Here is a 25,279-nt window from a genome sequence, read left to right on the forward strand (position 1 = left end):
GCAGGGACCGAATCAGCCGTCGCTACCGTCGCGAGACGGTGGAAGCCACGTTCTGGTGAACGTGGCGACGGTTTGTGGCTCTATTTTGTTGCTGCGGCGACCACGGCGGCGGCGTTGATGTGGAAGTGTTCGTAGACGGCATCGTAGGGGCCGCTGGCACCGAAACTATCCATCCCGACGAACTTGCCGGCCGATCCGATCCAGCGATCCCACGGCATGCGAATGCCCGCTTCGATCGCGACCCGATTGGTGACCGCGGGTGGCAGCACTTCATCGATGTAGGACGGGTCCTGTTCGGCAAAGATATCCATGCAGGGCATGCTGACGACGCGAACTTTCTTGCCCGCGGCGGTCAAGGTTTCGGCGGCGTCGCGGGCCATGAACAGCTCGCTGCCGCTGCTCATCAGGATCACGTCGGGGGTGCCTTCGCAATCGCTCAAGATGTAGCCGCCGCGACTGCAGCCTGCTGCGGAGGCGAACTTGGTCCGGTCGAGTGTGGGCATGTTCTGCCGCGACAAGACCATCGCCGCAGGATGGTGAGCGTCCAGCATCGCCGTGCGGTAGCACTCGGCGACTTCGTTGGCGTCACCGGGGCGATAGACCTTGAAACCTGGGATCGCACGGCAGGCTGCGAGATGTTCGACGGGTTGGTGGGTCGGTCCGTCTTCGCCGACTCCGATCGAGTCGTGCGTGAGGATATAAAGCGTTGGCAGATGCATGATGCTGCTCAGTCGCATGCCACCACGCATGTAGTCGGTGAACACGAAGAACGTCGCCGCGTAGCCGCGTAGTCCCGACAGGCACAGCCCGTTGACGATGCCTGCCATCGCGTGCTCGCGGATACCGAAGTGCAGGTTTCGGCCCGCATACTGGCCGGGGAGAAACTCGCCCGCTCCTGCGAACGTCAGGTCCGATTTATTGCTTGGCGAGAGGTCGGCTGAGCCACCGATCATGAAGGGCACGTTGGCGGCGATGGCGTTGAGCACTTTGCCGGAACTATTCCGCGTTGCGTCACCCTTTTCGCTAGGCTCGAACACGGGGATGTCCTTGTCCCATCCGGCCGGCAGTTTGCCGTCGAACATGGTTTGCAGCTCAGCCGCTTTGGCGGGCTCGGCGGACTGGTATTTTTCCCAGACCTTGTCCCAGGTTGCCGATGCCTCGGCACCGCGGGCACCCACGCCTTGGGCGAAATGGTCCATCACGCCATCGGGGATGTAGAACTTTTTATCTTCGGGCAGGCCGTATGATTTTTTCGCCAGCGCGATTTCGTCCCACCCCAGCGGCGAGCCGTGGGCACCGGCTGTGTTCTGTTTGTGCGGCGCCCCGTAACCGATCACGCTCTTAACGATGATCAGCGTCGGTTTGCCCGCGCATGCTTGGAATTCAGCGATGGCTTTGCCGAGTGCGTTGACATCGTTGGCATCGGCGACCTTGATCACGTTCCAGCCGAGCCCCTCGAAACGCTTGCCAACGTCTTCGCTGAACGCCAGCGACGTCTCGCCTTCGATCGTGATGTGGTTGTCGTCATAGATCCAGCAGAGATTGTCGAGCTGCAGGTGTCCGGCCACCGAGGCTGCTTCGCTGGAGATGCCCTCCATCATGTCGCCGTCGCTGCAGACGGCGTAGACGTTGTGATTGAACAGAGTGAGGTCGGCAGTGTTGTAGTTCGCGGCGAGCCATTTTTGGGCCATCGCCATGCCAACGCTGTTGCTAACGCCGGCGCCGAGAGGTCCGGTCGTCGTTTCAATTCCGGCGGCGTAACCATATTCCGGGTGCCCGGCACAGACCGAGTCAAGCTGCCGAAACTTCTTGATGTCCTCGAGCGTCACCGACTCTTCGCTGGTCGGTTTTCCGTTGTCGTCGGTGGCCTTGGTACCGATCAGGTGCAGGGTGCTGTAGAGCAGCATCGATGCGTGACCGCAGGAGAGTACGAACCGATCTCGGTCGGGCCAGTTGGGCCGGGCTGGATCGAAGTTCATCGTGTTTTGGTACAACTGGTAGGCGATAGGTGCCAGCGCCATCGGGGTACCAGGATGGCCACTATTGGCTGTCTGGACGGCGTCCATGCTGAGCGTACGAATGGTGTCGATTGCCAAAGTCTGAATGTCAGTCGAAGTGGCTGTCATGAACCGTGCCGAGGGGTCAGTGGAGAGTGGTCGGAATTTTGAAATCCTGGAAAACACCGCGGAAATGGATTCATTTGCGTGATTTCCAGACCCGCCAAAGCCTACTGATCTCGGCCCGCTCGGAAAAGGGGACAGAGGCGGTCACCGCGGCCACACCCTGAACGACTCCTCCGACGGACGCGGACTTGGGGCTGAGTCGCGAGGACAATCACGCTACGACAATCTCGCTATGGCAATCGCGGGCATGCGATTTTTTCAGTGCGGGGTCAGAGCGGTGGGCTTGGGCGGCACGCCGGTGGCATCGAAGTGGGCTGGTGCCTGCGGAGTGAACCGCTTTTCTGGGGGCGCCGGGGGAAACGGACGTGCGTTTGGGCCTGATGAGCGATACTTATCGCATCAGGATGGCACCGAGCTTCTGCTCGCAGGCCGCCACGATATTTTCAACGATGCCGTCCGCGTCCGAGCCGCTGAGCGTTTCAGTCAGGCTTTGCAGCTCCATCGAGAACAGCACTCGTTTCCGATCGGGGCCGTCTTGTTTTTCGTTGCGATAGGTTTCTTGGTAAGCCAGGTTCGTGAGCCGTTCGTCCGCAGCGGACTGGATCACATTGGAGAGTGCATCCCAGCGAACCGACTCGGCCAGCACCAGGTTCAGATCTCGGAGGATCGACGGGAATGCACTGACGGCTTGCTGTTGAGGGACCAGGTGCGAGAGTTCGACCAAGCGCTCGGCGGACAGTTCGGCGGCCACCACGCTGCCGGGCAGTTTCCAAGACCGGACCAAGGAATCGTCTAGGATGCCGAGGTACCCAATGGTTTCATTGGATTGGCCGTCGGCGAGGGTCAGGGCGACCAATCCGCCGCTGGCGAACCCGTCTCGCTCGACGGTTTCGACGTTGAGTCGGCCACGGATTCCCAAGCGGAGTAAAGCGGTTTCAACCGTACCTTTGGCGGCGAAGAAATCGTCGCCCATGATCATGCCGACGTGATAGGTTTCCGCAGGCAAGGCGTCGGCGCCGACTTCGCTCTGTGGGGGCAGGTAGACATGTGCGATCTCAAACAGGTCGGCGTGCAGGGAGGCGGACGCCCAGTTCGCGGCGCGGCTTTGCAGCAGGCTGGGGATCAACGAGCGGCGGAGGCGACGCGAGCCTTCGAGCATCGCGGTGCGGGTCTGCATGGCAGGGCGGTCCGTCCATGGCGACAGCGACGCGTCGAGTTTCTCCGTCACGACACTTGGTGTCATCGCTTCGCTCAGCCCCGCCGACGTCAGCACGCTGCGGAGGCAAGCCATGGCGGAATCAAACGGTCGCTTGCTGCTCGGCGCGACTGGAATCGGTGCGTTCTCAGGGATCTTGTCATAGCCGTGGATGCGTGCGACCTCTTCGATCAAGTCGGCTTCGCGGGTGAGGTCATGTCGCCATGAGGGCGGCACACACTGCAGGCTCGATTCGCTGTGTCCCGGGCTAGGGTCGCGGGTGTCGTCCGAGGCGAGGTCGACCCGGCACCCGAGGCCCGTCAGGATTCGCTGAACGGTGGCGCTGTCGATCTCAATTCCGAGCACGCGTGGCAATTGAGACAATCGCAAGACGATCGGGGCGCGATCGGCGATCGTAGGGGCCGTATCGATCAAGCCCGCGGCAACGGACCCGCCGGCGATTTCAGTGATCAGTTGGCAAGCTCGGCGACTCGCCCAGTCGATGCCGCGCGGATCGACACGCCGTTCAAACCGGAACGACGAGGGGCTGTGCAGTTTCAGTCGGCGGGCCGTTCGCCGGACGGCCAGGGGCGCGAAATCGGCCGCTTCAATGATCACATCGGTCGTGCGCTCGGACACCTCGCTGCTCGCCCCACCCATCACGCCGGCGATTGCCAGTGGTGTGTCCGCGTCAGCGATCACGCAGGTCTGGGCGGTCAGTTCATAGTCGCGGTGGTCGATCGCCTGCAGTTTCTCTTGCGGGCGACCGGGCCGGATGACGATTTTATCGCCGGCGACCGCTGCGGCATCGAACGCGTGCAGCGGTTGGCCGCATTCCATCATGACGTAATTGGTTACGTCGACGACATTGTTGACGACACCGATGCCCAGCGAGCGAAGGGCCTGCTGCAGCCACTCCGGGCTGTCGCCAACGGTCACGCCCTGGATCACACGAGCGGTGTAGCGCGGGCAGGCGGTTGGGAACTCGTTGACGACATCGAGCAGGTCGCCGACCTTCACGCTCGACTCGGTGTACTGCACTTTGGGCAGTTTCAGCTTCTGCTGCGTGAGCACCGCGATCTCGCGAGCGACACCGATGTGGCCGAGGCAATCGCCGCGATTACTGGTTACTTCCAAGTCCACGACCGTCTCGCCGTCGACCGTTTCGCTCGATTCGTGGTTCAACCCTGACAGGCTCAACCGATCCACTAACTCATCGTGGGAGAGGTTCAGGTCAACGTACTGCGCCAACCAGGAAAGCGTAACGAGCATGGTGATTGTGCTTGAAAGATGGAGGGAGAGCGTAGGACAGGCTTCCCGCCTGCCACGGTCGCGGTGCCAGGCGGGAAGCCGATCCCACGTTTGCGACGCTGCCTTAAAACTGCTGCAGGAACCGTAGGTCGCCGCTGTAGAGGTCGCGGATGTCCGTGATGCCGTGGCGACGCATGCACAAGCGTTCGACGCCTAGGCCGAATGCGAAACCACTGACCTTCTCGGGGTCGTAGCCGACCGCTTTGAAGACATTCGGGTCGACCATGCCGGCGCCCCCAAACTCGATCCAGGTACCGTTCCACAGAAAGTCGACTTCGACGCTCGGTTCGGTAAACGGGAAGAAGGAGGGGCGGAAGCGAATCTCGACATCGTCACCGAGGTAATTATTGGCAAACACCCGCAGCACCGTCTTCAGATTCGCCATCGTGACGTTTCGGTCGACGAGCAGGCCTTCCATTTGATGGAACATCGGGAAGTGTGTCGCGTCGGGCGCGTCGGGCCGATAGACACGGCCGAGTGAAATGATTCGAATCGGGGGCTGGTGCGATTTCATCACACGAATCTGCACCGTGCTGGTTTGGCTGCGGAGCAGCCGATTTCCTTCACCGGTTTCGCCCGCCCCATCGGCATCGCTCGCTCCCGCGGTGGCAAGATAGAAATTATCTAGCGGATCACGAGCCGGGTGATCTTCGGGGATATTCAGCGAGACGAAGTTGTGCCAGGGGTCTTCCACCTCAGGGCCTTCGGCGACTTCAAAGCCCATCCGGCCCATGATCTCGGTGAGATGGTTGATCGTCTGCGTGATTGGATGGACGTGCCCGAGCACGGGCCGATGGCCCGGTAGGGAGGGATCGAAGGTGGGATCGATCTGCGCGTCCAGGCCGCCTTCGAGACCGGTTTGAGCGTTCTGGAAGGCGTCATTGATGGCATTTTTGACTTCGTTGAGCCGCATGCCTGCTGCCCGCTTGTCGCTCGACTCGATGCCGCCGAGCAGTTTCTGCACGTCCTTGAATTGGCCATTCTTGGCGCCCAGAAAAGCGACGCGCGCCTGCTCCAGCGATTCGGAATCCGAAGCGCCCGAGAATGCAGACTCGGCGTCGCTTTGGAGTTGATCCAAGCGACTGAGGAAATTTTGCAGCGACATGGCTAGGACCGACCTTACGCCGTTTGCGTTTCGGCAGAGAGTGCGGCTTTCACCGCATCGCATACGTCCTTGAACCCGGCAGGGTCGTGGATCGCCATTTCCGACAGGGACTTGCGGTCCAAGCCGATGTTGGCTTTCTTCAGACCGAAGATGAACTGGCTGTAGCGCAGTCCGTGCGATTGTGCCGCGGCGTTGATCCGGATAATCCACAGTTTGCGGAAGTCGCGTTTTCGCACCCGACGATCGCGGAACGCGTACGCTCCACTACGGAGCAGGGTCTCTTTGACCGAGCGGATCAGTGATCCACGGCCGCCTACAAAGCCTTTTGCACGTTTGAACAGACGTTTTTTGGCTTGGTTCCGGGCGGCACCTTTACGTGTACGCATCTTTCGAGTTTCCTTGTGGAAGAGTTTCAGTCATTGCCGAGTCTCGATTCAGGCCCCGGCAGCAGCTGCCGAAGTTTTGCCCAATCGAGTTGCCGGGCGATTTCCTAAGAGGGTGAAATTGGACGGGGAACGTCTTTAGTTGCTGTAGCCATTCAGAGCGGCGTGGATGGTTGGTTCCATGCAGGTGTCCAACGAGGTGGTGCCACGCAGGTTACGGCGTCGCTTCTTGCTCAGGCCTTTCGCCAAGTGGCTCGTACCGCTTTGACGGTGCATTGCCTTGCCGGTCGCGCTCAAGCGAAATCGCTTTTTGGTGCCCTTGTGGGTCTTGACTTTGTTTCCCATGAAAATTCCATGATTGGAGGGTGTGTTCAATTCGCAAAACGCGTGATTTTCGGCGGATGATAACGAAGTGGCGGTGCATTCACCAGGGGGTTTGCCGGTGCGGTGCAGGCAGCTGTGCGTCCGTTGGGGTATGATGGTCACGCCCCTCGGAGCAAGGGGGCGTTTGTCATGGATCCCAATTCGGGGTGGCGGTCGTGGATCGTGTGAATAATTCACACGGGCTGACGTGTGCAGGATCTCTTGCAAGAACCATGACCGAGTTGCCCCGACTGCCCCCCTGAACCGAACCTCGTTTTGTGAGAGCGATCTCGTTGAGCCCTACCGCCCCCCCTACCACCTCGGTCCCGTCTCCGCCTGTGAGCGTTGATGTTGCTCAGGTTGCTGACATCGCCAAGCGAGTTATCGGAAATGTTGAGCTGGCAATCGTAGGAAAACGCAAACAATTAATCTTATCGCTCGTCGCGTGGCTGAGCGGCGGACATATTCTGCTCGAAGATGTGCCGGGAGTCGCCAAGACGATGCTGGCTCGGGCGCTGGCGAAGAGTCTGGGCTGCCAATTCAAGCGGGTGCAGTGTACGCCTGACCTGTTGCCTTCGGATGTGACCGGCACGTCGATCTTCAACCAGAAGAGCGCGGAGTTTGAGTTTCGTCGCGGGCCAGTGTTTACGCAGATTTTACTCGCTGACGAGATCAACCGCGCCACACCGCGAACGCAGGCGTCACTGCTCGAGGCGATGGCAGAGGGCCGCGTGACGGTCGATGGCAAGACGTACGCGCTCAAGCCACCGTTTCTCGTCATCGCGACGCAGAACCCGGTCGATCACGAGGGCACGTTCCCGCTTCCTGAGGCCCAGCTCGACCGGTTTTTGATGCGTTTCTCGCTGGGCTATCCGACGGTCGAAGAGGAATTGCGGATGCTCTCGATGCTGCAGCATCGCCATCCCATCGACGCGCTCGAACCGGTCGCGACGGCCGAGCAGCTCGTCGCGGCGCAAGCGGCAACCCGCGAGGTCCATGTCGATATCCGGGTGCAGCGATACCTTTTGCAGGTCGTCCATCAAACCCGTCATAACGAACATCTCGCACTCGGCGGCAGCCCGCGGGCGACGATCGCCCTGTTCCGCTGTTCGCAGGCCATGGCGGCGGTGCGGGGGCGTAATTTTGTGCTGCCCGATGATGTTAAAAAGATCCTCGCCCCCGTGATGAACCACCGCTTGATTCTGCGCCCGGAAAGTCGATTGCGCAAAATGACGACGGAGAAGGTGCTCGATGAGGTGCTGGGCGAGATCGCCGTTCCAACGATTCAGGCGTGAAATCAACCGACGTGAACACGCCACTGCCCTCTCCTGCGGCCGGTCCCGCGACGCCTTCTCCGCCCTGGTTCACGGTCATCGCGATCGGTGCCGCCCTGCTGGTGCTGGGCATGATTGCCGGAGCGGGGCTCTGGATGGTGGCAGCCGTCGCGGTCGCGATGGTGATTGGAGTCAGTGCGTTTGTGTCGACACAGTGGTCGATCAGCGTCGTTGCCGTCCGTCAGGAATTGCCCGAGGAAGGCCGTGATATCGAGGTGTTGGTCGGGTCCCGGGTGCCCGTCTGCGTTGCCGTCACCAACACCGGACGATTGCCCGTTGCCTGGGTGCTCGCTGAGGATCTGTTGCCGCGAGCGGCAGTCGACGAAATCAAGGAGAGCAATGATCTCGTTTCGCGGACACGGATGCCGCCGCTCTCGGTCGAAGGTGCTCGATTAGCCGTCCTGGCCCTACTGCCGGGGCAGACAAAATATTTGCGATACAGCGTTCACTGTCGCCGCCGCGGTTATTTTCAAATTGGCCCAACGGTGCTCGAGACCGGTGACCCGGCAGGCATGTTTCGGCGTTATCGGTTGGGCACACCACCCCTGTTCATCACGGTGTTACCGCGTATCGAACTGATCTCGAACTACGACATCGGTTCGCGTCGCCCGATGGGTGAGATTCGCATCCGCGCCAATGTGATGCCCGATCCGACGCGTATCCGCGGCATCCGGCAGTGGCAGACGGGGGATCCGATGCGCAGCGTCCACTGGGCAGCGACCGCCCGCACCGGGACACTGCACACGAAGATCTACGAACCGTCATCGGTGATCGGGGCAACGATCGTCGTCGACCTGCATGTCTCCACCAACCCCGATCGCAATGAGCCGGAGCGAACGGATTTGAGTGTGACGGCCGCGGTGTCGATTGCCGCGGCGCTGCATGAAGCGGGCGAGCCCTTTGGGATGGCGACCAATGGCCGCGACGCAGCGGACCGTGTTCGCACCGAAGGCTACCGTGGGGACCACCGCATCGGAGATCATTTTGCCGTCCGTCGATCGGCCGGCAATGCAACGGCGATGCGGCTCAAGAGTGATCGGCTACGGCCGGTCGTGATTGGCATCGATCGCGGCCCAGAACACTTGAAGGAGATCACGCGGACACTTGCGCGGATCGAGCGAACCGATGGTTTGACGTTATCCGAGTTCCTGATCGATACCGAACCGCAGCTCTCGAGCGAAACAACCTTGCTGGTGATCCTGCAGGAGGCGCCGCCGGAAACGATCGCCTCGTTGGTGGGGTTGTCGCGTCGTGGATGGGCCGTGGCCGTCGTGCTCAATGCCATCAGCATCGACGACTTCACTCGCTTGGCCGCGCCACTCTTGGCCGAGCGGATTCACGTATCCCATCTCTGTGACCGAGACAGCGTTCGCGATGTGTGTCGCGAACAGGTCATGCGATAATCCGTCTGCCGACGGATCGAGGTCTCAGCGGCCGATCGCGCCATAGAGACTGCGTTTGGTCACCTTGGGAACGGCGATCGGTAGCGGTTCGACATCAAACGGGTACTTTTGAGCGACGCATTTTACGGGCACACCCTGGGTCGTTTGGCGTTTGACATGATCTGCCAACTTGGGGTCGACGTTGAAGGCGCGGTACTCATTCATCACGCGTTGGATATCCGGTGCGTATTCGAATCCACCGCCGGGTAGTTCTTTGCCGAGGGAATCGAAACTGCCGATGGTGACGATCGATTGGGTTCGGTCGTGGTATTCGTAGGCTTCGACGCCTTCGGCCCGCAGCAGTGCGACCATTTGGTTGGCGTCGACTCCGCACTGCAGCATCCGCTTGGCACTGGGTTCATAATTCTTTTCCTTCTTGCCGTCCACGATCGTGTTGAACCCGGTGAACGTTCGGACGACGACGGTGTACTTGCCTTCGCAATTCAGCAAGCTGTTCGGTTTGTCATCGTTGAGGCTGCGAACGAACGCGTCGACTTCGGGCGATCGAAAATAGTCTTCGGGCAGCATCGGGTTGCGGGTGAGGAACGCGTTGCCCATGGGGCCGCGTTTCTTATCGGCGAAACGCTCGGTCAAGCGTTGGTGCATTGCCTTGACGGCGGTCACTGGGTTCCGGAAATCGTTCTCCGCGGCCATCTCCTTCTTGTCACCGAAGACGGCGCAGGAAGCTGTTTTGATGCGTTCCAGGTCGGAGTCAATTTGGGGGTGATCGGGATTGTCGTACTCGCCCACTAGGACTGCGTGTGCCTTGTAGCGGATCTGATTCTGGTATTTCATGCGGCGTTGGCTGTGTGCACCGCCGCTGCGTTGGACCGCTGAGCCAGGATTGACTTCGCCGGAGAAATCAAAGTCATCTTCGAAAACGAATGCTGGCAGATTCAGGTCACGCCGGATTTCCAGGGCCAGGCGTTCGGCGCGATCACTCGATCCCTCGCCGACGAATGTGTGAGCGAGCACCAGCCAGGGCCCGTCCTCGGGCGTCAAGGAGTAGGATTTCGACTCGTCCGCGTTGACCTGATGGTCGCCACGGGAGAACATGCGCAGTAGCGATGGCCCCTCGGCGTGGATGCTGGGCATCGCACTGGCCATGACGAGGAACGCGAGCATTGCGATCGATCGGTCACAAAACATTCGGCACATCGGCATTTTGATCATGGAAACAGCTTTCCTGCGGTCGGTGGTCACAGGCTCGGAGCGATCCGGGCGGTGCAATGGGAATCAAACTTCCATGTTGAGCTACCAAAATCGAACGACACAAATCAAGGCCGGCCAGGTGACAATCTGTCAGCCTCTGAGCGGATGATCGCTTCACCCGGATCGTCGAAATCAGTTACACTAAGCGAAGCTATTCATTCTCCAAGGCAGGAACACCCCGATGTCTCGCAACACTGATCAATCCCGTCGCTTAACGGTCAATGCCGCCTTCTTGAAGGACATCAAAGACGACAACCGCGATTTGAAAATTTTGATCGATCGCATGCGTCTGCTCACGCAGCGGCGCGAAGCTGCAGCGAATCATTGGCCGGAGTTGCTCACTCTTTTTGCGGATCTCCGCGACCAGTTGGCGCTGCACTTTGGGCTCGAGGAAGCCTACGGTTACTTTGACGAAGCGATCGGAACGGAGACCGAATTGTCGATCACAGCGGACACACTTCGCTCGCAACATGCGGTGCTGTTTGAGGAGGCTCGACACTTGGCCGAAGCGGCCGTCGACACCCACACCGGTGACGCACCGATCGAAGGCACCACGCCTGAGGTGACCACTGCCCAAGAGAGAATCTTAAATCGTTTCGATGAGTTCCTCGTGCAGCTTCAAAACCACGAGGAAGCCGAATTGAAACTAATCCTCGACGCACTCGACGAAGACATCGGGGTCGGCGACTGAGCGGCGGCCAGGGCGCGAGTAAACACGGGCCGAGCAAAAGATCGCAAGTCGACTTGCGGTGGAGACGTCGGGCGGGCTACCAAGAACAAGGGACGCGCCCGCCTGAGAATCCACGCTTTCGAGCTTTCTAGCTGTGACGAAGATCGACCGCTATATCCTGCTCCTCTTCCTTCGCACCGTGATGGTGTGTTTCCTGTCACTGGCAGGTATCTTTATTGTTTTTCATGCCTTCACGGCATTTGAGGACCTCGTCGCCCAAACCCGCTCGGGCGAGAGTCTGCCATCGGTGCTGGTCCGTTTCTATGGGCCCTATCTGATCCTGCTGTTCGACATGACCGGGGCGATCATCACGCTGATGTCGTTTCTGTTCACGGTGGGGTGGCTGCGGCGGACCGGAGAGTTAACCGCAACGCTCTCGGCAGGGATCTCGCACGGACGCATCTTTCGGCCGATGGTGATCGCCTCGCTGGTGATCATCTCAGGGCAGTTGGTGTGTCGCGAGTTTGTGATTCCGCATTTCCGCAGTTCGTTAACGATGAAGGCGGAAGACCTCAATGGTGAAATCGAACAGTCGGTCCGACCCACTTTTGACCAATTTGCAGGGATCTTGATCGAGGGTTCCCAGTTGCAGACTAAGGCTCGCAAAATCGAGCGGCCTAACTTCCGCATCGACAGTGAGTACGAAGGGTTCGGCGACATGCTGATCGCCAAGGAGGCGGTTTGGATGGATGCTCAGCCAGCCGGCGGCGGTCCGCCCACATCGGGCTACTTGATGCGTGGTGTGAAAAGCCCCGAAGATATCGGTACGATTGCATCTGCGAGTCGCGGTGGCCAGCCGATACTGATGACGTCTGCCGATCACGACTGGCTGGCCGCGGACGAGTGCTTTGTGGCGACGACGGTGCATCCGAACATGCTGCAGACCCAGGACACCGCCACTCGTTTGGCCTCCGTATGGGAACTCAGTGGCCGGATTCGAAACCCAGCCGTGCACAGCAGTTTGGCGTTACAGACTCAGGTGCATGAACGGATCGTGCGTGCACCGTTGGATTTCGCGCTCGTGATGCTGGTTCTGCCGATGGTTGTCAACGCTCGCGGCCGCAAGATTTTTGTGCTGATCGGTTCGGCCGTCGGTCTGGTGCTGGGGTTCTTCGCCTTGAAAACACTCGCGGGCGCCCTCGGCGGTAGCGGCACGATGCTCTCACCGGGCATGGCCGCCTGGCTCCCGCTGCTGGTCGTGGCACCACTGGCCTATGTGCGACTGCGTGCCGTCCAGCGAGTCTGAGGCGTCGCGGCGTGGGGGATTCATGAGCCGAGCCGCGTGAGCGGCCGGGTGGCTGTTTGTTCCCTGGGGCCGACGTCGCGTGAGGCGGCCGGTGGTGTGTGTTACCCGATGCCTTACGGCATTCGGCTCAATTGCGTGGCGAAATTGTTGGCTGGGGTTGGGGATTTATGAGCCGAGTCGCGTGAGCGGCCGGGTGGCTGTTTGTTCCCTGGGGCCGACGTCGCGTGAGTCGGCCGGTGGTGTGTGTTACCCGGTGCCTCACGGCATTCGGCTCAATTGCGTGGCGAAGTTGTTGGCTGGGGTGGGGGATTTATGAGCCGAGTCGCGTGAGCGGCCGGGTGGCTGTTTGTTCCCTGGGGCCGACGTCGCGTGAGTCGGCCGGTGGTGTGTGTTACCCGATGCCTCACGGCATTCGGCTCAATTGCGGGGCGAAATTGTTGGCTGGGGTGGGGTTTTATGAGCCGAGCCGCGTGAGCGGCCGGGTGGCTGTTTGTTCCCTGGGGCCGACGTCGCGTGAGGCGGCCGGTGGTGTGTGTTACCCGATGCCTCACGGCATTCGGCTCAATTGCGTGTCGAAATTGTTGGCTGGGGTGGGGGATTCATGAGCCGAGCCGCGTGAGCGGCCGGGTGGCTGTTTTTTCCCTGGGGCCGACGTCGCGTGAGGCGGCCGGTGGTGTGTGTTACCCGATGCCTCACGGCATTCGGCTCAATTGCGTGTCGAAATTGTTGGTTGGGGTGGGGTTTTATGAGCCGAGTCGCGTGAGCGGCCGGGTGGCTGTTTGTTCCCTGGGGCCGACGTCGCGTGAGGCGGCCGGTGGTGTGTGTTACCCGATGCCTTACGGCACTCGGCTCAATTGCGTGTCGAAGTTGTTGGCTGGGGTGGGGTTTTATGAGCCGAGTCGCGTGAGCGGCCGGGTGGCTGTTTGTTCCCTGGGGCCGACGTCGCGTGAGGCGGTCGGTGGTGTGTGTTACCCGATGCCTCACGGCACTCGGCTCAATTGCGTGTCGAAATTGTTGGCTGGGGTTTGGGATTTATGAGCCGAGCCGCGTGAGCGGCCGGGTGGCTGTTTGTTCCCTGGGGCCGACGTCGCGTGAGGCGGCCGGTGGTGTGTGTTACCCGGTGCCTCACGGCATTCGGCTCAATTGCGTGTCGAAGTTGTTGGCTGGGGTGGGGGATTTATGAGCCGAGTCGCGTGAGCGGCCGGGTGGCTGTTTCTTCCCTGGGGCCGACGCCGCGTGAGGCGGGTGGTGGTGTGTGTTACCCGATGCCTTACGGCATTCGGCTCAATTGTGTGTCGAAATTGTTGGCTGGGGTGGGGGATTTATGAGCCGAGCCGCGTGAGCGGCCGGGTGGCTGTTTTTTCGTGGGGCCGATATCGCGTGAGGTGGCCGGTGGTGTGTGTTACCCGATGCCTCACGGCATTCGGCTCAATTGCGTGGCGAAATTGTTGGCTGGGTTGGGGGATTTATGAGCCGAGCCGCGTGAGCGGCCGGGTGGCTGTTTGTTCGCCTGGGGCTGACGTCGCGTGAGGCGGCCGGTGGTGTGTGTTACCCGATGCCTCACGGCATTCGGCTCAACTGCGTGGCGAAGTTGTTGGCTGGGGTTTGGGGTTTTATGAGCCGAGTCGCGTGAGCGGCCGGGTGGCTGTTTTTTCCCTGGGGCCGACGTCGCGTGAGGCGGCCGGTGGTGTGTGTTACCCGATGCCTCACGGCATTCGGCTCAATTGCGTGTCGAAGTTGTTGGCTGGGGTGGGGGATTTATGAGCCGACGTCGCGTGAGCGGCCGGGTGGCTGTTTGTTCCGTGGGGGCCGATATCGCGTGAGGCGGCCGGTGGTGTGTGTTACCCGATGCCTCACGGCATTCGGCTCAATTGCGTGTCGAAATTGTTGGCTGGGGTGGGGGATTTATGAGCCGAGTCGCGTGAGCGGCCGGGTGGCTGTTTTTTCGTGGGGCCGACGCCGCGTGAGGCGGCCGGTGGTGTGTGGTACCCGATGCCTCACGGCATTCGGCTCAATTGCGTGTCGAAATTGTTGGCTGGGGTGGGGGGATCTATGAGCCGAGTCGCGTAAGCGGCCGGGTGGCTGTTTGTTCCCTGGGGCCGACGTCGCGTGAGGCGGGTGGTGGTGTGTGGTACCCGGTGCCTTACGGCACTCGGCTCAAAACACCGGTCGGGCTAAGACTCGATCAACAGCCTGTTAGGCCTCGACCAGCGGCACGGTTCTGCGTTCTTTCGCGCTGAGCACGGCGGAGTCGACGATCTGTTGGCCGATGCGGCTGATTTCGACCGACAGCGGTCCTTCGATCGGTTTGTCGTTGCGGATCACATCGACCATGTATTGGACCGGGTTTTGGAACGGCGGAACCAGGGTGTCTGCGTCTTCCCATTCACCTGCTTGGCACCATTCGTTTTGCCAGTGGATTCGGTTGTCGTAGTCGTAGCTCGCAATCGTGCCGCGGGTACCCACCAGAACGAACCCTGTTTTGGGTTGGGGCTGGTGCGTCCAGGGATCGGTGTAGGTGCCCCACCGCGTCTCGAACTTGGAAAGCCCGCTCTCGTACCGGGCGATGGTGATGCTGTGCTCGTCAACCTCCAGGCCTTCCTCCGCGTCGACCATGGTCGTGATTTCGAGGGGGCGTTTGCCGTTCATGAACCAGGTCCCGAGGGTGGTGCCGTAGCCGAGGTAGTCCAGGAGCGAGCCTCCACCCTGGCTTTTCTTGTAGAACCAGCTCTCTGATTTTTCCTTGGCGATTTCAGCCGGCGTTCGCTCGATCTTGTCCGCCCCGTGACAGAGCGGACCCCGGTTGCCACCGTAGTGGTGGACCTCCAAGACATCGCCGATGTGGCCTTCATCAACGTAACGCTTGGCAGTGCGGTGACAGGCCATCCAGGCCAACGGCCAGTTAATCGCCAGGCGACTGCCGGATGCTCGGCACGCGGCAGTCATCTGGTCCGCTTCGGCGAGGGAAGCGGCAAAGGGTTTCTCGATGAGGATGTCGCATCCATAGGGTGCGACACGCTCGACCCACACCCCGTGCGTCGACGCGGCGGGGCAGAGGATCGCAAGGTCGGGCTGCGTCGTCTCGAGCAGCTGCCGATAGTCGGTAAACACCTTTTCATCGGCAATGTCGAACGCTTCGCGGGCACCCGCCATCCGGTCAGGCGTCTCGTCGCAGATACCCACTAAATCCACGTCGGGATGATCGAACGCCATCCGCAGCAAATCGCCCATGTGGAAGTGGTCGAAGTTGATGCCAACAATTTTGAAACGATCGCTCATGATAAGTTGCGGTGCTATGCCGCTCCAGGTCGAGTCCACACGGGGAAATGGGAGGTCCCAAGAGCGAGTATATCACATCGTTGAGCAGCGTTTCAAATCGCATGGATGCAGATGCGAAAGGTGGCAGCCGCGGAGCCGCGGGGGAGACGCGGGGGATCACTAACGCTTGCGAAGTTCGTTGCCCAGTGCGATGCGTGCCTCGGTCATGATGCGAAGATCTTCGTCATTGGTTTCGACGCCGCGCACCATCGACGTATTCGATTCGAGCGAGTTGGCGTGACTCGCTTCGACCGTGTCGTAGATGCCACCGGAAATCAAGGCGGTGATCAGAGAAAGTGTTTGGGTAATCCGTGACATTTTTGTAAACCTCATTCAGAGCGGTTGGGCGGGGAACACCATCCGTGATGTTCTGATGAGGTGTTTGAAATGCACGTGGTGTGCCAAGTTGTCGCAGGGGTGACGGAAACCCGGCATTTCACGATCAAAGCCCTGTGAGAACGGGTGTTTTGGCACTGGAGGCCCAAGCGGGTGTCGTGCATGCAATCGCAGGTTGCATGCAAGTCTCTGCAGGCCACGCCGGCTCACCCGTCGGGCTGGGGCACCCGTTGGGCCGGGTCACCCGTCGGGCTGGGTCACCCGCCCGAAAATGTCCTTCAGGATGGCTTGTTCGAGCGAGGTGTCGCGTCCCAGTGGGATCCAGCCGATCGTTTGTGGACTCTCGCCGAAAGTGTCGGCACGGTTGGTGCGTGCTTCGCCTTTCTCGGCACCGATGATCGATTCAGTCGCGTTCTGAGTGCGATCGGTGTCCTCGAGGTCCTTCTGCACGATGACTTCCACGCTGTACCCCGCTGTGGCGGGCCGCACCGTCACGATGGCGCGGCGGCGGATCGTCTGTAGTGTGCTCTGGAGTCTCTCGAATCCGGTCGTGTTGTCCTTCTGCCATGGCTGGAAGATCGAGCCAGCGATTTTGTAGCTGGTTTCAAGTTTGCCTTCGAGCACCAGCCCTTGGCTGTTCACGACGGGTTGTTGCCGGGCGATCCGGAAATAATCGTCGAGCGTGTCGACAACTTGTAACCACAGAAAGTCATCGGCGACGGGGGGCAGTTCGAGCGGATTGGGAACGTATTGCTCCGGCACATCGCTGGTCAATCGGTACGCCAGCGTACCGCACCCGGCCGGCATCACAGCGGCGCCCAACAGCGCGGCCACAAAACCTCGACGTGTCGATTGGCAATTCCCATTTCGAGCTGCTGAGTCGCTCGTCCGCGGTGACGATCTCATTGGCGATTCATGGGTCGGGCGGCGATTTGTGGCAGTGGTTTGGCGCCAGGAATATCTTCTGGGAACAAGGACCAAACGGGCACGCGGCGACTGATCTCATCCAACGCGTCGGCTTGCGCCTTGGCGACTTTCTCGCCTCGCAGGATTTTGCGGATATCTTCTTGGACATCGGCGAGTGGGGTCACGCCTTCGGGTTCCCGATCGGTGACGCGGACGATGTGATAGGCGTCCACGTCTTCGATAATGAGGCTCATCTCCCCGGTGGGGATGGAAAAGATCTGTTCATCGAGGACGTGCGAGGCCAATGCACCCTGATTCGTCCAGTCGTGCACGCCACCGTCGCTGGCGAAGGGCTCTTGGCTTTTCTCACGTGCAATCGCTTGCATGTTGCCGCCGAAGAAGGCCTCCCGGCCCATTGCCCAGATCGCGTCATAGGCGGCTTTTTTGGAGGGGAAGTTCTCAAACTTGACAGTGATTTGCTCCCATTTCGCACGGGATTTATTGTAGAACTCGTCCCGGTGGACAATGTAGTATTCTCGTATTTCGGACAAGGCGATCGGCGGGTCGCGGTCGACTTTGTTCTGCAGATAGACGTGGCCGAGCATTTGGTCGATGAACTCGCGTTCACGTGCGGCCAGGGAACTCGCCTCCTCATGCAGTTTCTCGTCGAGCTCCGATATCGAGTCAACTTCGTACGTCTTTCGCAGTTCCGGAACTTCGGACTCGAAGAACATCTGCCGTGCTTGGGCCTGCATTTTTGCATCTGCTTCGCGGCGTTTTTCGGCCGTTTGCGTGGCGACTTGGTCGAGCAGGAAGGATTCACGCATCATCCGGTTCTGGATCGTTTGTGCCAACAGGCCCCGCACCATCCGCACGCGGGCGAAATGAATCTGGTCCGCAGGGATTTCCTGGCCTGCATTGGCCACGACCTCCTGAATGCGGGCTTCGATTTTCGGGTTGATTTCGCCTAGCAAAATGGCGCTTTCGCCGACAATCGCAACGACGGCGGCTGGATCGGTTGGCAGCTTCGCCTGCATGGCCTCGTCGATCTGTGCCTGGGTGAGCTGCTGCCCCCAGGCCAGCGGCGCAGCAGCCATCACAGCGATCACAACCACCAGGAGGTTTGCAAGCGGCAATCTATAGTTTGGGGGCATGGCAGGCCCGATGGCTGGATAGGGGATGAACAATTGCGAACGATCCATCGCTTGTAGATGAATCGTCGGTGGAAATGCAACAGAGATTGATGGGGCATCCAAAGCGCCCACTTTCACACCTGCTCATATTTGGAAAAACCGGCACGATGCGAACAAATTCTCAAACATTCGTTCGGCGGCATGGACGCGGACGATATCTAGAGTGACCCTCCCTATTGCTCCCGCAGCGCCTCCCCTGCCTGCTGAGCACCTCCTATTTGATCGGACCGCACGAGATGAGCTTTACAGAGCAACTAGAGCAAGGCGAAGTCGCCTTGTTGAAATCACGTAGTCGTAAACCTGTTGCCGACCACAGCCAAGCGGCTCAGTCGCCGCTGGAGATCTATCTGCGTGAAATTAACGAGACGGCACTGCTGTCGGCCGCCGAGGAGACTGAACTGGCGACACGGATTGCCGGAGGCGACGTGATGGCACGTGACCGGATGGTGCGTGCCAATCTGCGTCTGGTGGTCAATATCTCACGGGGCTACACGGGCAAGGGATTGGGGCTGCAGGATCTGATCGAAGAGGGCAATCTTGGTTTGCTCCGGGCCGTCGAGGGGTTTGATCCGATCCATGGAACTCGCTTTAGCACCTACGCAAGTTATTGGATCAAACAGGCGATTAAGCGGGCGCTGATCAACAGTTCCAAAACGATTCGCATCCCCGCCTACATGGTTGAATTGCTCAGCAAGTGGCGGCGTGGGACGGCCCGGCTCAACGAAGAACTCCGGCGCACGCCGACCAATGAGGAGGTCGCCCGCATGCTCGGCCTGCCCAAAAAGAAACTGCCGATCATCCGCAAGGCGATCAAGATTAACAATGCAACTCCGCAGAGTGACCAGAGCGATTCAGGATGGTCGCTCGGTGACATGGTGATGGACGAGCGAGTGAAGTCGCCTGATGAAGCGATGCTCGATCATGATATCCTGAAACACGCGATGGGCCTGCTGGAGAATCTCGATCTGCGAGATGCGACGGTTTTGAAATTGCGGTTTGGCTTGGATGGTTCCGAACCGATGACACTCAAGGAAATCGGTGCCGAACTTGGGCTGACGCGTGAGCGGGTTCGCCAAATCGAAACCGAGGCCCTGCGGCGAATGGCCGATGGTTTGACCGACCCGCGTGACATGGGATTCTAGTCTACGTGGGGACGATGACCACATATTTGACGATGCCGACAAAGTGTACGATCGACGCGGTGAACACGAACAAATGCCACACCGCGTGAAAGTACTTGACGCGGCTGTCATTGATTAAAAAAAGCACCCCCAGGCTGTAAATCACGCCACCGGCGAGCACATATCCGAAAAGTCCCAACGAGATCCGGCCATATAGTGGAATGGCCGGTAACCACCCCAGCATCAGGTAGCTGACCGTGCTGATGGAATGGATGCGGTGGTTCAAGATCGCTTTGTTGACGAATCCCCACAACGCGAATCCCCACATCGCGGCGAGCAGGAGCAGCCGGTACTGCGACGCCGCCATCTGGTAGGTGATCGGTGTGTAGGTACCGATGATCATCAGATAGATCATGGCTTGGTCCCAGGCGCGGTAGCGGTCCAACCGCGGTCGCTCGAGAAACGTGTGCGACAATGTTGAGCATGTGAATGTGCCGATGCAGCTCGCCCCATACGCGGCACAGGCAATCGCCAGCCCCGCGCTGATATGGGACGCCCGCGTCACCAGCCACACCGAGAGCCCCAACCAGATGACCGCGGCGATCCCATGCGTCCAAGCGTTGGCCCACTCTTGGTCCGGTTGGATGGGAGGTGAACCGTCGACGATCCCTCGCGCGGGCTCTGAGTGAACCGGCTCGGGCGGGGCGTGTTCTACGGTTTCACTATTCATGATGTCGCGCAATTCGAGCGGATGTCCATTCGTGTGGGGGGTGACCATCGTTAGACGGCCCAACGGCGTGAACTTAGTGAGCCGGCGGCGCTCGCCGCGGGCCTCGCATCACCGTTATTGCTGCATAAAGACCGAGGCTAGCGCCTACGGCTCCGTTTCGCAGCGAAATTAGATGGCATGGGTCAGACTTCGAAAGCCCATTGTAGCGAGCTGCGCGTGGGCTGCGACCATAGCCAAGAAATCGCCAGCCCGCTCCACGGGCCGTCGATTGCGCCGAATGCCGTAAGGCATCGGGTAACGCGCACCACCCCAGCCTGTTGATCGATTCGAAGTCCGCCCGTCAAAAATGAGCCGAATGCCGTAAGGCATCGGGTAACACGCACCACCCCAGCCTGTTGATCGATTCGAAGTCCGCCGGTCAAAAATGAGCCGAATGCCGTAAGGCATCGGGTAACACGCACCACCCCGGCCTGTCGATCGATTCGAAGTCCGCCCGTCAAAAATGAGCCGAATGCCGTAAGGCATCGGGTAACACACACCACCCCGGCCGCCTCACGCGACGTCAGTCCAGGGGAAAAAACAGCCACCCGGCCGCTTACGCGACTCGGCTCATAAAACCGCACCCCGGCCAACAATTTCGACACGCACTATTGAGCCGAATGCCGTAAGGCATCGGGTAACACGCACCACCCCGGCCGCCTCACGCGACGTCAGTCCAGGGGGAAGAAACAGCCACCCGGCCGCTTACGCGACTCGGCTCATAAAACCGCACCCCGGCCAACAATTTCGACACGCACTATTGAGCCGAATGCCGTAAGGCATCGGGTAACACGCACCACCCCGGCCGCCTCACGCGACGTCAGTCCAGTGGAAGAAACAGCCACCCGGCCGCTTACGCGACTCGGCTCATTCCATCACCAGCCCGCGAACGGCCACTGGGGTGATGCGGATGGAATTCCCCCAAACCAGCTTAAAGCGACAGCGAGTCAATCGAACGCGTCGCATTTCAAGGTCAGCACATGCTCAGACGAGCGGCAAATACGTGGCCGAACGCTCCGCGGTCGGAATCGTCGACCGCGGAGCGTTCGGCCACAACTTCAGACAGTCATTTTCCGCTCGTTCCGTAGCGGTCCGCCCAGCTCAGTTGGGCGGCGAGAGTCGATGGCATGGCAGGCCTCGAACACCGATTGTAGCGATCTGCGCTCCAATCGCGATCACAACGACTCAAGAAAACGGTCGGGTTGTGACGATGGAAGCACTTGTACGGAAACTACTACGACTGCTTGTCGTTGGAGCCTTTCGGTTTCGATTCCAACGCAGGGTGCTTGGCCCAGAGATCAACCGCATGTTAAACAAAAAAATACTGTTAGCTGACCAGCCCAATCGTTGGGCGGCAACGTTATTGCTGATCGCGGTAGCGTTCAGCAGCGTCTCGGTATCAGACGCATTCGCGGAGCGGGTCGACGCTCCCGAACTGCGGCAGGTCGCCGTACCGATCGAATTGGTCGATCCGGTCGCGACGCGATTGAGTCTGCAGTATCACGGGGAGGTGGGTGTCAGTATTACGGCCGACGATCGGGGCGGCGGCGCCGTCCTCGTCATGGCACCACCGTCTCTCCAGGCGAAGATCGCCGAAGATGCGGCGATGTTGATCAAGCACCTCCAGCCAACCGCCCGGGAGGCTGGTGAGCGGACTGCGGTCAAGGTGCAGTTAATGCATATCAGTTGGCGGGAAGCGGAGGATCTGCTCCGTTCGATCGCTGGCGAGCAAGTTGCTGTCACGACCAGTCGCAACGGTGAGCGGGCAACGTTCCAAATCCGCCTCGGCAAAGCGACATCGCCCACCCAGGTCGATGTCGATCGTCGCAGCGACGCGATCACGTTGACAGCGGCTCAGCGGTCACAAGCGGTGTGGTTGCGAATTTTCACGGCGATTGACCAGCCGATACGATTCGATGACGAGCAAACCGAAGTGCTGCGTCTCGTCCACGCCGAGGTCGGCCCAGTGCAACGAGCCATCCGATTGCTCGAAGCTCTTGAAAAGAAAACGGCTCCAGAGCAGGAACAGCAGCTCAACCGGCCAGCCGTGATGCGTAACAAGCCGAAATTCCGGACTGCGGCCTTTGCTCAAGACACCACCGCCAACGAAGAAGTCGTTGTGGAAGAAATTCCCACCCCTTCGGCAGACGTCGCCGCCGCGGTTGCCGACGCAGCCGCCGAGGATACCGACGGCGGTGTGATCGGTGATACGGATATCCAAATCGTCCCGGACTCCGGTTTGATCATCATCAAGGGTGCCAAGCGAGATGTCGAACGAATCAAGCAGGTGATCGCTGAGATCGAAGCCCAGGCCAAAATCACACAGCCTCAAATCGAAGTGCGTGAATTAAAGTACGCCGATTCGAATGCCGTCGCTGCACTGCTCGTACAACTCTATGAAGATGTGCTGTCGGCACGTCAGGGTGATGTCAGCATCACGTCTCTCGATGCACCCAACGCGCTGCTGTTGATCGGGCGGGCCGAAGCGATTAAAGCGGTCCTGGATCTCGTCGAAAAAATTGATCAGCCCATTCCAGAGACTGACAAACTACGTGTCTTCCGACTCAAGCATGCTTCGGCGATCGATGTCGAAACCAGCATCCGCGAGTTCTTCACCAATCAACCCGGTGAAGATTCGGACCCACGTCCGGGTCTGGGCGTTCGCGTCCGCGTCAAAGCCGACCAGCGGACCAACTCGCTCGTCGTGGCCGCTTCGCCCCGCGATCTGGCGGAAGTCACGCGCTTGGTCGATGACCTCGATGTCTCGCAAGCTGCCGCAACGAGCCAAATTCGAATTTTCCCGTTGCGAAACGCTCGTGCCGAGGACCTCGCACTCGTGCTGCAAGATGCCGTCACCGCGGAGCCTGAAAATGTGCCCGAAGGCACAACGCCCAAGACGTCGACACTGTCCATGGTCGGGCTCGGCCCGGCGGGCAATTCAGTGCTCAATTCAGGCGTGCTCAGCGGTACCGTCGTGACGGCCGACAGCAATGCCAACGCGGTTGTGGTGCGTGCCCCGAGTGAAGGCATGCCGTTGATCGCTGAATTGATTCGCCAACTCGACCAGCCTGCAGGGGTGGACTCGCTCGTGAAGGTATTCACGGTCGAAAACGGTGACGCGACCAAGCTGACCACGGCGCTGCAAAACCTGTTCGGTACCGATGCAGGGACCGCCGGAACGAGCGTGGGTGCCGGCAATCAATCTGGGTTGAACGCGCTGTCGAGCACTGACAGTGCTCTGGTCGCTCTGCGATTCTCAACCGACGCTCGCACCAACAGCATCATCGCCAGCGGGTCCGCAGAGGATCTCGAAGTCGTCGAGAGTATTCTGTTGCGACTCGACAGTACCGGATTCGCCGAGCGGATCACTGAGGTCATTTGGTTGAAGCATCAAATCGCCGAAAATATCTCAACGGCCATCACGAGCTATGTCACCGCTCGCCAGCAATCGCAAAACATCATCCCGCAATTGCAGCAGAGCATCGGTCCCTACGACCTGCCCGATCGGGATTTAATCGTCGTGCCTGAGAACCAAACCAACAGCTTGTTGTTGAGTGTTTCGCCACGACTCTATGAAGAGGTCCGCCGATTGATCGACCGTCTCGATCGTCGCCCACCCATGGTTTTGATCAAAACGCTGATCGCTGAAGTCAAGCTCGATGACGGCTTCGAAATCGGTGGCGAGATCGGGTTGCAGGATTCTTTGTTGTTCGATCGAGGGGTTGCCGGAGCAGGTCTGGGAACGCCATCGATCCCTGGTTTCAATTTCAACGACAACGGTACACCGAACCTGAATCGAGCGGGGAGCGACACACTCGCCTCCCAAGGCGTGACGAGTTTCGGGCTGGCCACCAGCCAGTTGATGAATGTCGGGAGTGCGAAGGGGTTTGCCTTCTCCGCAGCGAGCGACTCGATCAGTCTGTTCCTGCGTACCCTGCAAACGGCCAACCGGTTGCAAGTACTCAGTCGTCCACAGGTGATGACGGTCGACAACACCACAGGCTTTATCAACGTCGGTCAATCGTTTCCTCGACCGACCGGACTGAATGTCACCGGGATTGGGAATACGCAGATCGGGATCGAAGACATCGACGTCGGGATTACCCTGCAGGTCACGCCGCGAGTCGGTGCGGATGGTTTGATCATCATGGACATTGACGCCAGCCGCAAGAACGTGAACTTTACCGTCGGCCAGGTCATTGGCACGACGGAGACAGGTACCGATATTTTTGTTCCTGCGATTGACCAAAGTGTCGCCCGCTCGACCATCACTGCCTTCGATGGCCAAACGGTTGTCTTTGGTGGGCTGATCCAAAAGGTCCGTTCCAACAGCACCAAACGGGTCCCCTACCTATCGTCGATCCCCTTGCTGGGCGTCTTCTTTCGGTACGATTCCGAGCAGGAAGTACGCAACGAACTGCTCGTGATCATGACCCCGACGCTCGTTACGGGCGACGAGGACCTCGAGTACGTCAAAATTGAAGAGTCCAACCGCATGAGTTGGTGCTTGGCCGATGTGGTCGAGGCTCACGGTAACGTTGGATTGTCCGGTGGTCACGGATTGTGGGGACCCGCGATCGGCCCCACCATTTTCCCTGATATCCAGCCGACTGTGGACGTTTTCCCCGCCGCCGACATGCCCCTGAATTCTGAAGGTCGTACGGTACCACCGATGTACCCGAACCACTTGATGCAAGGTGGTATGGCGGCTCCAACGGCCGGTGTGCCGCCGGGATCGAACGTGTCACTGGAAACGGGACTGCCGCCTGGTGTGGAACTCGCTCCCGGAGAATCGATCATGTCGCCCGCGGAACTGTTTCAATCCGAAGCGTTCGGGAACACGCATGCCCCTGGCCAACCACAGCAGTGGGCACCCGAGGGATCTCATACCATGCCTGTACCAAGCAGCACACCGGAGTTGATGCATCCCAATGCCGCACCACGTTCTTCGGCGCCAACGTCGTCCCAACCGGGAGCCAGCGGTCAGCCATCGGAGCCACGTATCTTTTCGCCCTCCGACGGTGCTACCAACGCCAAACCGAAGACTCCAGCGACGCCGACCTCGATGAGAACCACGCCGACGAGGCTGCCCGATTCGACGCCCGAAACCAAAACTCCAACGCGACGTTGGTCAAGTTTCCAAGGCAAACTCGGCAGCTGGATCGGACCGGGGAAAGCGACGGCTCAGTAGT

General features: G+C 59.9%; 18 protein-coding genes. 7 read left to right on the top strand and 11 right to left on the bottom strand.

Annotated features, from left to right (window positions below; genetic code table 11):
• Window positions 1-80: 80 nt before the first annotated feature.
• The 5 genes from tkt to rpmI form a co-directional block, all read right to left on the bottom strand.
• Window positions 81-2,126 carry a transketolase gene (gene tkt, locus SH410x_RS10395; RefSeq protein WP_473676438.1) on the bottom strand — a complete coding sequence of 682 codons (2,046 nt, stop codon included), beginning with the start codon at window positions 2,124-2,126 and terminating at the stop codon, window positions 81-83.
• A 388-nt stretch (window positions 2,127-2,514) separates the two neighbouring features.
• Entirely contained in the window at window positions 2,515-4,590 is a 2,076-nt protein-coding gene (gene pheT, locus SH410x_RS10400; RefSeq protein WP_473676439.1) for a phenylalanine--tRNA ligase subunit beta, read from the bottom strand.
• Window positions 4,591-4,693: 103 nt separating this feature from the next.
• Window positions 4,694-5,734: a phenylalanine--tRNA ligase subunit alpha gene (gene pheS / locus SH410x_RS10405; RefSeq protein ID WP_473676440.1), complete on the bottom strand. Its 1,041-nt coding sequence runs from the start codon at window positions 5,732-5,734 to the stop codon at window positions 4,694-4,696.
• 14 nt (window positions 5,735-5,748) lie between these two features.
• Window positions 5,749-6,120 carry a 50S ribosomal protein L20 gene (gene rplT, locus SH410x_RS10410; protein WP_473676441.1) on the bottom strand — a complete coding sequence of 124 codons (372 nt, stop codon included), beginning with the start codon at window positions 6,118-6,120 and terminating at the stop codon, window positions 5,749-5,751.
• Window positions 6,121-6,255: 135 nt separating this feature from the next.
• Entirely contained in the window at window positions 6,256-6,462 is a 207-nt protein-coding gene (rpmI, locus tag SH410x_RS10415; protein ID WP_473676442.1) for a 50S ribosomal protein L35, read from the bottom strand.
• A 311-nt stretch (window positions 6,463-6,773) separates the two neighbouring features.
• Here rpmI and SH410x_RS10420 point away from each other — a divergent pair, with 311 nt between their 5' ends.
• Entirely contained in the window at window positions 6,774-7,775 is a 1,002-nt protein-coding gene (locus SH410x_RS10420; protein ID WP_473676443.1) for an AAA family ATPase, read from the top strand.
• Window positions 7,772-9,217, top strand: coding sequence for a DUF58 domain-containing protein (locus SH410x_RS10425; protein WP_473676444.1), 1,446 nt, complete (start codon window positions 7,772-7,774; stop codon window positions 9,215-9,217). The genes SH410x_RS10420 and SH410x_RS10425 overlap by 4 nt, the downstream gene beginning before the upstream one ends.
• A gap of 24 nt (window positions 9,218-9,241) precedes the next feature.
• Here the strand turns inward: SH410x_RS10425 and SH410x_RS10430 are convergent, their stop codons facing one another.
• Window positions 9,242-10,429, bottom strand: coding sequence for a hypothetical protein (locus SH410x_RS10430; RefSeq protein ID WP_473676445.1), 1,188 nt, complete (start codon window positions 10,427-10,429; stop codon window positions 9,242-9,244).
• Window positions 10,430-10,649: 220 nt separating this feature from the next.
• On the opposite strand from SH410x_RS10430, the gene SH410x_RS10435 reads away from it, so the two are divergent.
• The 3 genes from SH410x_RS10435 to SH410x_RS10445 all read left to right on the top strand — a co-directional run bounded on the left by SH410x_RS10435 (window position 10,650) and on the right by SH410x_RS10445 (window position 13,482).
• Window positions 10,650-11,159, top strand: a complete 510-nt coding sequence (locus tag SH410x_RS10435; RefSeq protein WP_473676446.1) for a hemerythrin domain-containing protein — start codon at window positions 10,650-10,652, stop codon at window positions 11,157-11,159.
• 133 nt (window positions 11,160-11,292) lie between these two features.
• Window positions 11,293-12,444 (top strand): LptF/LptG family permease, encoded by a 1,152-nt coding sequence (locus SH410x_RS10440; RefSeq protein ID WP_473676447.1) that lies wholly within the window; start codon window positions 11,293-11,295, stop codon window positions 12,442-12,444.
• 627 nt (window positions 12,445-13,071) lie between these two features.
• Entirely contained in the window at window positions 13,072-13,482 is a 411-nt protein-coding gene (locus tag SH410x_RS10445) for a hypothetical protein (RefSeq protein WP_473676448.1), read from the top strand.
• A 1,158-nt stretch (window positions 13,483-14,640) separates the two neighbouring features.
• On the opposite strand, the gene SH410x_RS10450 is transcribed toward SH410x_RS10445, so the two are convergent.
• From SH410x_RS10450 to SH410x_RS10465, 4 genes are all read right to left on the bottom strand, one after another.
• The gene (locus SH410x_RS10450; protein WP_473676449.1) at window positions 14,641-15,723 is read right to left on the bottom strand and encodes a Gfo/Idh/MocA family protein; all 1,083 of its coding nucleotides are present in this window, start codon (window positions 15,721-15,723) and stop codon (window positions 14,641-14,643) included.
• 159 nt (window positions 15,724-15,882) lie between these two features.
• Complete coding sequence (locus tag SH410x_RS10455; protein ID WP_473676450.1) at window positions 15,883-16,080, bottom strand: hypothetical protein; 198 nt, start codon at window positions 16,078-16,080, stop codon at window positions 15,883-15,885.
• 258 nt (window positions 16,081-16,338) lie between these two features.
• Entirely contained in the window at window positions 16,339-17,004 is a 666-nt protein-coding gene (locus SH410x_RS10460) for a hypothetical protein (RefSeq protein ID WP_473676451.1), read from the bottom strand.
• Window positions 17,001-18,206: a peptidylprolyl isomerase gene (locus SH410x_RS10465; protein ID WP_473676452.1), complete on the bottom strand. Its 1,206-nt coding sequence runs from the start codon at window positions 18,204-18,206 to the stop codon at window positions 17,001-17,003. The genes SH410x_RS10460 and SH410x_RS10465 overlap by 4 nt, the downstream gene beginning before the upstream one ends.
• Before the next feature lie 227 nt (window positions 18,207-18,433).
• Between SH410x_RS10465 and SH410x_RS10470 the strand changes: the two genes are divergently transcribed.
• Window positions 18,434-19,339 carry a sigma-70 family RNA polymerase sigma factor gene (locus tag SH410x_RS10470; protein ID WP_473676453.1) on the top strand — a complete coding sequence of 302 codons (906 nt, stop codon included), beginning with the start codon at window positions 18,434-18,436 and terminating at the stop codon, window positions 19,337-19,339.
• A 1-nt stretch (window position 19,340) separates the two neighbouring features.
• Here SH410x_RS10470 and trhA read toward each other — a convergent pair whose 3' ends face one another.
• Window positions 19,341-20,048 carry a PAQR family membrane homeostasis protein TrhA gene (trhA, locus tag SH410x_RS10475; protein WP_473676454.1) on the bottom strand — a complete coding sequence of 236 codons (708 nt, stop codon included), beginning with the start codon at window positions 20,046-20,048 and terminating at the stop codon, window positions 19,341-19,343.
• A gap of 1,345 nt (window positions 20,049-21,393) precedes the next feature.
• Here trhA and SH410x_RS10480 point away from each other — a divergent pair.
• Complete coding sequence (locus SH410x_RS10480; RefSeq protein ID WP_473676455.1) at window positions 21,394-25,278, top strand: secretin N-terminal domain-containing protein; 3,885 nt, start codon at window positions 21,394-21,396, stop codon at window positions 25,276-25,278.
• Window position 25,279: the final 1 nt, after the last annotated feature.

The sequence above is a fragment of the Rhodopirellula sp. SH410 genome (assembly GCF_055811895.1).

What these genes read in the sequence shown, in the direction of transcription:
- tkt (WP_473676438.1), bottom strand. Translation starts at nt 2,126, where the DNA reads ATGACAGCCACTTCGACTGACATTCAGACTTTGGCAATCGACACCATT.
- pheT (WP_473676439.1), bottom strand. Translation starts at nt 4,590, where the DNA reads ATGCTCGTTACGCTTTCCTGGTTGGCGCAGTACGTTGACCTGAACCTC.
- SH410x_RS10455 (WP_473676450.1), bottom strand. Translation starts at nt 16,080, where the DNA reads ATGTCACGGATTACCCAAACACTTTCTCTGATCACCGCCTTGATTTCC.
- rplT (WP_473676441.1), bottom strand. Translation starts at nt 6,120, where the DNA reads ATGCGTACACGTAAAGGTGCCGCCCGGAACCAAGCCAAAAAACGTCTG.
- SH410x_RS10470 (WP_473676453.1), top strand. Translation starts at nt 18,434, where the DNA reads ATGAGCTTTACAGAGCAACTAGAGCAAGGCGAAGTCGCCTTGTTGAAA.
- SH410x_RS10450 (WP_473676449.1), bottom strand. Translation starts at nt 15,723, where the DNA reads ATGAGCGATCGTTTCAAAATTGTTGGCATCAACTTCGACCACTTCCAC.
- pheS (WP_473676440.1), bottom strand. Translation starts at nt 5,734, where the DNA reads ATGTCGCTGCAAAATTTCCTCAGTCGCTTGGATCAACTCCAAAGCGAC.
- SH410x_RS10465 (WP_473676452.1), bottom strand. Translation starts at nt 18,206, where the DNA reads ATGGATCGTTCGCAATTGTTCATCCCCTATCCAGCCATCGGGCCTGCC.
- SH410x_RS10480 (WP_473676455.1), top strand. Translation starts at nt 21,394, where the DNA reads ATGTTAAACAAAAAAATACTGTTAGCTGACCAGCCCAATCGTTGGGCG.
- SH410x_RS10460 (WP_473676451.1), bottom strand. Translation starts at nt 17,004, where the DNA reads ATGAGATCGTCACCGCGGACGAGCGACTCAGCAGCTCGAAATGGGAAT.
- SH410x_RS10430 (WP_473676445.1), bottom strand. Translation starts at nt 10,429, where the DNA reads ATGATCAAAATGCCGATGTGCCGAATGTTTTGTGACCGATCGATCGCA.
- trhA (WP_473676454.1), bottom strand. Translation starts at nt 20,048, where the DNA reads ATGAATAGTGAAACCGTAGAACACGCCCCGCCCGAGCCGGTTCACTCA.
- SH410x_RS10435 (WP_473676446.1), top strand. Translation starts at nt 10,650, where the DNA reads ATGTCTCGCAACACTGATCAATCCCGTCGCTTAACGGTCAATGCCGCC.
- rpmI (WP_473676442.1), bottom strand. Translation starts at nt 6,462, where the DNA reads ATGGGAAACAAAGTCAAGACCCACAAGGGCACCAAAAAGCGATTTCGC.